The organism is uncultured Campylobacter sp., from assembly GCF_938017705.1.
In the GTDB taxonomy this organism is placed as follows: domain Bacteria; phylum Campylobacterota; class Campylobacteria; order Campylobacterales; family Campylobacteraceae; genus Campylobacter_B.
The window spans coordinates 21,902-29,059 of record NZ_CALIIS010000221.1 but is presented as its reverse complement, the minus strand read 5'-3'; the positions used below and the strand labels follow the sequence as shown (position 1 = coordinate 29,059).

Genomic DNA, 7,158 nt, shown 5'->3' with positions numbered 1-7,158 from the left:
CGCGTATATTTGCTCATTTTGATAGCGATTGAATTCATTTATTCGCTCTTTAAATTGGCTTAAAATCTGTTCGGTCGGCGCAAGAAGTAAAATTGGCTTTTTAGGTAAAATATCAAACTTAATCAGCCGCGAAATCGCCCAAATCAGTTTTATAATTACGATCGTTTTTCCACTTCCCGTAGCCATCCAAAAACTGGCGCGATTAATCTCATATGTATTTAAATTTGCGCCAAATTTACGGTAATTTTCAAGCAAAATTTCGCGCTCGCTAAAATTGCTTTGATTATTTGAACTGTGTAAATTTGCACTATCGCCACCTCGAATTTGATGGCTTGCGGAATAAAACTCTAAGATTTTTAGCGCACTTTTTACCGCGCTTTGTTGGTAATCGGTAAGCTTAAATTTAGAAAAATCACTCAAATTTAGAGCGTCTGCTTCCGCGCTCAAATTTCGCTCTTTTAAAATTTCGGCTAGGATTAGTTTATCGGCTTGAATTTTCATCTTTATTTTCTTTAAATTTTTCTAAAGATTGAGTTATTAAGGCATTTATAAATACTTTAAAAATGAAATATATAAATACAAAATTTATTATAAATAGGGTAATTAATAGAGCAAATATAGCTAAATAAAAATAGACATTATCGATTATGGGCGCAATTAAAGACATAAAACAAATAATAATCGTAGCTAATACAATACAAATTGCGTCTGTTATGTAGTGCTTTAACGTGTGAATTTTGCGCTGAGTTGGTATCAATGGATCTATATCATACAAAGTTCCAAGATATTTTGATGAAAACAAAATAGATAAACTTGCAAGATAAAAACCAAATGTAATAGACATAAACGTAATTAAACTTGTAGAAAATATGTTTATAAAATTTTCTATTTTTCGTATATCAAAAAAAATCAATGATATAAAAAAAATAGATATAAAGGATAATAAAAAAATAATTATCACAGATATTTTATGATATCTATACATTCAATTGTTCCAAGAGCGATCGTTTTACATACTCCGCGTCATACATTCCATTTTTATCTTTTTCAACATTGACCTGTATTTTTTTCATTAAGGTTTCAAGGTTAAAAATTTTTTCAAAGCCTTCGTCATCTTTACCTATACAAATTACCCTACTAATTTCGCAATTTTCTTTTTTAAATTTGAATCTATTAAGAAAATTTATAAATTTTTCACGTTCAAATAATTTGTTTTGAATTTTTGCTTCTAGCGTAAAATTGATAGGCTGCCCTAATCCATACACATCGCCAATATCATCAAATATTGCGCCATTAAATAAATCTTTATCGCCAGATGTAAATTTAATACTTTCAACAGATGATATTGTGTCTACAAATTCTTTCGGATCTATAAAATATTTTTTAATATCAAATTCCTTATTATACTTAGCTTTTAAATAATCTTTCAAAAAACTATTTTTTCTAAAATCAGAAACATATAGCGTAGTTTTATCATAAATATATATGCAAAAGAGCTGGTTTTTAAGTTCTGCTTCATTTGGGCTTCTGCTATTTTTATAATTCTCTTGCGTTTCTATATTCAAAACTTCATCTGTATATGGTTTAGGTTTACCATATTTAGCATAGATCCAAAAGATATTATTTTTTATGATTTCACAATCAACCTGATAATAAACTCCATCTAGCTCATAGCTATCAGATTGTTTATTTTCAAAAATATTTATTTGTGGAATTTCGCTTTGATTTATAATAAGTTCACATTCACTAAAAGTTATTTTCTCGCTCATCTTACCTCTCCCACCAGATTAGGTCGCGGATTTTAGGAAATTTTGCCATATCGATGTCATCTTTTTGCATTATTTCACCGTTTTCAAATTCTGCGCACTCTACGTCGTCACGCGCAAAAATTCGTTTGATTTTTGCGCCAGTCAAATTTGAATAACTCAAAAAAATGTCAAATTCACCCCTGTATCCGACCATATCAAGGCGCACTTTTTCACCCTTATTTAGCTTCTTTATGAGCTTACGTGATCTGCGATAATCTATTACACCGTTCTCATCTAGTGCGTATTCGCACTCATTTAAAGCCTCTTCGTAACTTTCCAGTTCGTAGTATCTAAACGCTCCACCGCCTTTATAGCCAATGATATTAGATAGCGACGACCTTCTGGATTTATTCATAGCAAAAAAAAATTTATCTCCTGCTAAAACATTTTTCATCCTACCTAATAAGCCAAGCCTATACTCAAATGTTTTACTTTCTTTGTTAAAACTTAAATACTTTTCATAGAAATGATTTCCCATTTCTATGCCGATCCACCTTCTTTTTAGTTTATGAGCTACTGAACAAGTAGTTCCGCTTCCAGTAAAAAAATCTAAAACTAAATTGTTTTGATTTGAGCTGGCTTGTACAATACGTCTAATCATATGTTCTGGTTTTTGTGAGCTATAAAAAGAAATATTTTCACTAACTCTCATCTCTGATTGCGTAAAAGAATATATATCGTTCCATATATCACCTACTGGATATATTTTTTCATTAGAAATATCGACACTTTGTAATTTTAATTTATCGTTTTCATATTGTTCAATTAAAAAATTATAGTCTTTTATTTTTTTGGGACAATTTGTTTTAGCCACAGCTATTAGATCTAGCTGACCTAAATTTAATTGACTTATGTTTCTGTTCGGTTTCCATAATTTATTAAATATACTATTTCCATTTTTTATAAAAAATATAGTCGAACTCTTTAATGCAAAATTATTACCAAAGCTTTTATAACCAAATAAATCAGCTTCCTCGTCCTTTGTAGCATTTGTGTCAAAGGTTATTTTTTTACACTCATCAAAATTGAAAATTTCGTCTAAAAGCATTCTGCCTAAGAAGTCGGCATTCTCATCAAGGTGTAAATAAAAACTCCCTTTATTGCTTAAAATTTCGCGCGCAAGCTCTAGGCGGTTTTGCATTAGTGTAAGCCACGTCGCATCTTGGAAGCGGTCTTTATACTCAAAATCCGAGCCCGTGTTAAACGGCGGATCGATATAGATGAGATCGATTTTACCTTTATAACGAGGCATCAGAGTATTTAGCGCGGCAAAATTATCCGATTTTACGAGCTCGCCGTTTAAAATTTCGTCTAGATTTTCAAACCTGCTAAGCAAATCCAGTCTATTTTTATCGCTTAAAAATTTCGTATCGAGCGGTAGAAATTTAAACTTTTCAAATTCTGTTTTTAAGGTATCGGTGGCGAAATTAACGTCGACTAAATTTAACTCTTTCCACTCGGCAATTTGCTTGTCGGTAACGAGCGAAACATCGAAATTAGGAATTAAATCTAGCGTAAAAACGTATTGAGTATTTTTGGCGAATTTCGGTTTTAGCCAAATCGCTTTTAGCTCATTTTCAAATTTGGCGATGATTTCGATTAACTCAAATGCGATATTGCGGATTTTTTGTAATCTCTCAATCGCGTAAGACTGCCACTTATGCGTCTTGCTATCGCCGTAGAGATGGCTAAACATCCATAGCTCAAACTGCTCTTTCAAAAAATTCTCGGCGTCTTTATGTATAAAAAAATCCACTTCGTTTTGCTTTTTATAGCTACGTAAAATCTTTTTTAGCTCATCTTTGTCAATTTTGAGCCCTTTTAGCTCTTTTAAAAAATCGTCCGTGAATTCACCACTTCCTTGCTTAAAAACGCTTTTTAAGTCCTTAAATAGCTCGCTTTGATTCGTTACGTTTATTTTGATTAGCGGAGTTTGTATCCGTAAATTCGCACCTTGGTCTAATCCCGCAAATTTAAAAATTAGCTTTGATTTTACGTTATCGCTTGAGCGGCGAAACTCGTCTGCGTTAAATTCCACTGCAAATTTAGCGTTTTCATCGCTTAGCGTCATACTTTTATAAATAACGTCCGATTTTACGTAGTATAAATTTTGTGTTTTATAAAATAGGCTCGTGTCTTTAGAATTTGAGTAAATTTTCGCATAGATATTTTTATAAATCGGCGTATCGGTAAAAAACGGCGTGCCTGTTTCGTTTAGATAACTGTCGAAAAATGTGTAAAGCTTGTTGTAAATTTCGTGTTCGTCAAAATCGTCCGTTGACGGAATCCGCTTATCTAAAATTTGCTTAATATGCTCAAAGTATCGCTCTTTTATGCTTAAAAGATTACCAAAACCGCTTTTATCTTTCGCATCCTTGATCTTTGCACCCAAGTAGCAGTCTTCTAGTTTTGAGTAAAATGCTTTTTTATAATCCATTGCAAGCCTTTTTAATTTAAATTATAACTATTTTTAAATTACGGATAGCTTTAAATACCTAATTTTGAAGCAGTTATCGGCATGCGAAAACATCCATTATAGCTGTTCTTTAGTCCCGTAGCTCTTAGTGGCGAGCGGTACGGCGTGCGCGCGTATAGCCTTTTTTGATGATGTCGCTTCTCATTTTGTGTCCTTGGATTGAAATTTTCTTCATTTTAGCATAAAATTTTACCGCTGCGGGGCGTTTTAAATTTTAGCGCATTAAAATTTAAAGCGGGACTATTGAGCTTAATCAAACCGAATCACTCCTGTTTTTGATATAATTGCACATCGATTATCAAAATCTTGCCGTTTGGCAGGAATGAAAAGAGGAGAATATGCAAAGAAGAAATTTCTTAAAACTAACGTCTGCGTTGGCGGCTAGCGGGCTTGCTAGCCCTCTTTTTGCAAAGGAGACTTTTACTATTTACGGCGCGCCCGCGATGCCTAGCCTCATCATCGGCGTTGCGTGCATGCAGGGGCAGATCGGCAAAAAATACGACGCAAAGCTTGAGCTTTGGCGCGATCCCGATCAGCTGCGCGCAGGCGTAGCAAACGGCGAGTACAAGGTCATGATGAGCCCTAGCAACGTAGGGGTGAACCTCGCAAATCAGGGGCGCAAGATCGGTATGGTAAATATCCTCACCGAGGGACTAAATTTCGTGATGAGCAAGGGCGAGAAGATAACGGAATTTGCGCAGTTGAAGGGCAAAAAGATCGTCATGCCTTTTAAAAACGATATGCTAGACATCATCGTGCGAGCCATAGCGAAAAAGCAGGGCATCAGCGGGCTAAACATCGACTACACCGCCAGCCCCGCAGAGAGCGCGCAGCTGTTTTTGGCTAAGGACTACGACGTCGCGATCACGGTGGAGCCGCTAGCAAGCGCCATGATCTTAAAGGGCAAAGTATCGGGCATCGCCGTGCAACGAGGAGCAAATTTAAGCGATATGTGGGCGCAGGCGTTTTCGGTAAAGCCCATAATCCCGCAAGCAGGCATCATCGCCGATACCGATTTTTACGCTGCGAAAAAGGCGGATTTTGAAATTTTAAATGCCGATTTAGCGGACGCGCTTGCGTGGATCAAAGCGAACAAACAAAGCGCCGCGGCGATCGGGACAAATTTCTTCCCTGCGCCGCCGCCTGCGATATTTATGAGTATCGATACGTCGAATTTGTGCGTCAAAAAGCCTAGCGAGATCAAGGACGAGCTTTTGAAATTTTATGAAATTTTGATGGAATTTAACCCTAAGCTCATCGGCGGCGCGATGCCTAAGGATGAGTTTTTTCTATGCTAAAAATCGATAAAATTCGCAAAGCTCAAAACCCCGCGTTTTACGTCATAGACTATCTGTGGGGCGGCTTTGCGAGCCTAGGAGCGGTGTGCTTTTTCATAGCCGTCTGGCAGGTGGCGAGCGAGGCTTACGGGCCGCTTATTCTGCCCGAGCCAGCGGCTGTTTTTTCTAAAGCGTGCGAAATTTTAAAAAATTTCGCCGCAAACGATCTAGCTCTATCGCTTAAACGTGCGCTTGCAGGCACCTTGCTCGCGCTTTTTGCTGGGATTTGCAGCGGGCTTGCGGCGGGGTATTTCAAAAGCCTGCGAGCCTTTTTAAACCCGCTAATCACCGTGCTTCTCTCGGCGCCGCCCATCGTTTGGATCGTGCTTGCGATATTTTGGTTTCATTTCGGCGATACAAGCGTGCTTTTTACCGTCGTTATCGTCGTCGCGCCGATGACTTTTGCGTCCGCGGCGCAGGCGATGGCTAGCGTGAGCGCCGAATACACCGAGCTTTTCGACAGCTACAAAAGCTCAATTTTAAAAAAACTGCGCTACCTCTACGCGCCGCACCTAATCGAGCGGCTGCTTCCCGCGATCTACGTCGCAGTCAGCAACGGCGCGAAAGTGCTTGTAATGGCGGAGCTTTTGGGCGCGAACGACGGCATCGGCGCAAAGATAGCCGAAGCGCGCGTCAATATCGATACGGTCGAGGTTATGGCATATGTGTGCCTAGTCATAGCCTTTACGGCGCTTTTTGATTATCTCGTGACCAAGCCGCTTGAAATTTTACTGATGCCGTGGAGCAGATGATGCTAAAAATTTCAAATCTGCGCTACGAAATTCTACGCGACGTTATAATTTCCGATTTTTCGCTGCGGCTACGCGCGGGCGAAGTAAAGACGCTCTTTGGCCCGAGCGGCTGCGGCAAAACCTCGCTTTTGCGGCTGGTCTGCGGGCTGGAGGATAAAAAAAGCGGGCAGATCGAAAACGGCTTTAAGAAAATCAGCTTTTTGTTTCAAGAAAACCGCCTGCTACCAAACCTCACGGCGCTTAAAAATATCGAAATTTTTAGCCCCGCGGGCGTGAACGAAATTTACGCCCTCGCCGCAAAGATCGGGCTAAGTCCGAGCGATCTGAATAAATTCCCGCGCGAGCTAAGCGGTGGCATGCAAAAGCGCACGGCGTTTTTGCGCACGATCCTTAGCGGCTGCGATCTGGCGCTGCTTGATGAGCCGTTTGTAGGTCTGGATCGCGATCTGCGCGGCGTACTGACCGAAATTTTGGTCTCAAAGATCGAACGCGAGAGGCTTGCCTGCCTTTTGGTGACTCACGACCGCTTCGAAGCCGCACGCCTAAGCCACGAGATCATCGAGCTCGAGCCCAAAGGGATGGGGCTTAGGCGCGTCGTGAGCCTGGACGAGCCGCTAAGCGCGCGCGACGAGCGGTACGAAGAGCGCATGGTAAGCGAGCAGTTTGGGGGAGTGAGCTATTATGAGTAGAAATTTTATCTTGAGTGCGCGCAAGCAGGGAGGCTCCGCACGAAATTTGAACTTACGTTGCGGCCCAGACGCAAGCAGGCGAAGCTTTGGTGCGTA

General features: G+C 39.5%; 6 protein-coding genes. 3 read left to right on the top strand and 3 right to left on the bottom strand.

All coding sequences use genetic code 11. From position 1 onward, the window contains the following. The 3 genes from Q0605_RS10170 to Q0605_RS10160 all read right to left on the bottom strand — a co-directional run. Window positions 1-501, bottom strand: a 501-nt coding sequence (locus Q0605_RS10170) for a DEAD/DEAH box helicase family protein (RefSeq protein WP_298706725.1), incomplete at its 3' end; no start/stop codon positions are given. Between the two features lie 476 nt (window positions 502-977). Continuing rightward, entirely contained in the window at window positions 978-1,769 is a 792-nt protein-coding gene (locus Q0605_RS10165) for a hypothetical protein (protein WP_298706723.1), read from the bottom strand. A 1-nt stretch (window position 1,770) separates the two neighbouring features. After that, complete coding sequence (locus tag Q0605_RS10160; protein ID WP_298706721.1) at window positions 1,771-4,245, bottom strand: DNA methyltransferase; 2,475 nt, start codon at window positions 4,243-4,245, stop codon at window positions 1,771-1,773. Between the two features lie 377 nt (window positions 4,246-4,622). On the opposite strand from Q0605_RS10160, the gene Q0605_RS10155 reads away from it, so the two are divergent. Genes Q0605_RS10155 through Q0605_RS10145 form a run of 3 tightly spaced genes read left to right on the top strand, consistent with a single transcriptional unit; the run spans window position 4,623 to window position 7,062 of the window. Next, the gene (locus tag Q0605_RS10155) at window positions 4,623-5,582 is read left to right on the top strand and encodes an ABC transporter substrate-binding protein (protein ID WP_297917101.1); all 960 of its coding nucleotides are present in this window, start codon (window positions 4,623-4,625) and stop codon (window positions 5,580-5,582) included. Next, window positions 5,576-6,373 (top strand): ABC transporter permease subunit, encoded by a 798-nt coding sequence (locus Q0605_RS10150; RefSeq protein WP_298706720.1) that lies wholly within the window; start codon window positions 5,576-5,578, stop codon window positions 6,371-6,373. Before Q0605_RS10155 ends, Q0605_RS10150 begins: the two co-directional genes overlap by 7 nt. Further along, a complete protein-coding gene (locus Q0605_RS10145; RefSeq protein WP_298706718.1) occupies window positions 6,373-7,062 on the top strand; it encodes an ATP-binding cassette domain-containing protein in 690 nt (229 codons plus the stop codon). The genes Q0605_RS10150 and Q0605_RS10145 overlap by 1 nt, the downstream gene beginning before the upstream one ends. Window positions 7,063-7,158 lie beyond the last annotated feature (96 nt).

Bases quoted from the DNA above. Each gene is read 5' to 3' on its own strand.
- Q0605_RS10155 (WP_297917101.1), top strand. From the start codon at position 4,623: ATGCAAAGAAGAAATTTCTTAAAACTAACGTCTGCGTTGGCGGCTAGC.
- Q0605_RS10160 (WP_298706721.1), bottom strand. From the start codon at position 4,245: ATGGATTATAAAAAAGCATTTTACTCAAAACTAGAAGACTGCTACTTG.
- Q0605_RS10145 (WP_298706718.1), top strand. From the start codon at position 6,373: ATGCTAAAAATTTCAAATCTGCGCTACGAAATTCTACGCGACGTTATA.
- Q0605_RS10150 (WP_298706720.1), top strand. From the start codon at position 5,576: ATGCTAAAAATCGATAAAATTCGCAAAGCTCAAAACCCCGCGTTTTAC.
- Q0605_RS10165 (WP_298706723.1), bottom strand. From the start codon at position 1,769: ATGAGCGAGAAAATAACTTTTAGTGAATGTGAACTTATTATAAATCAA.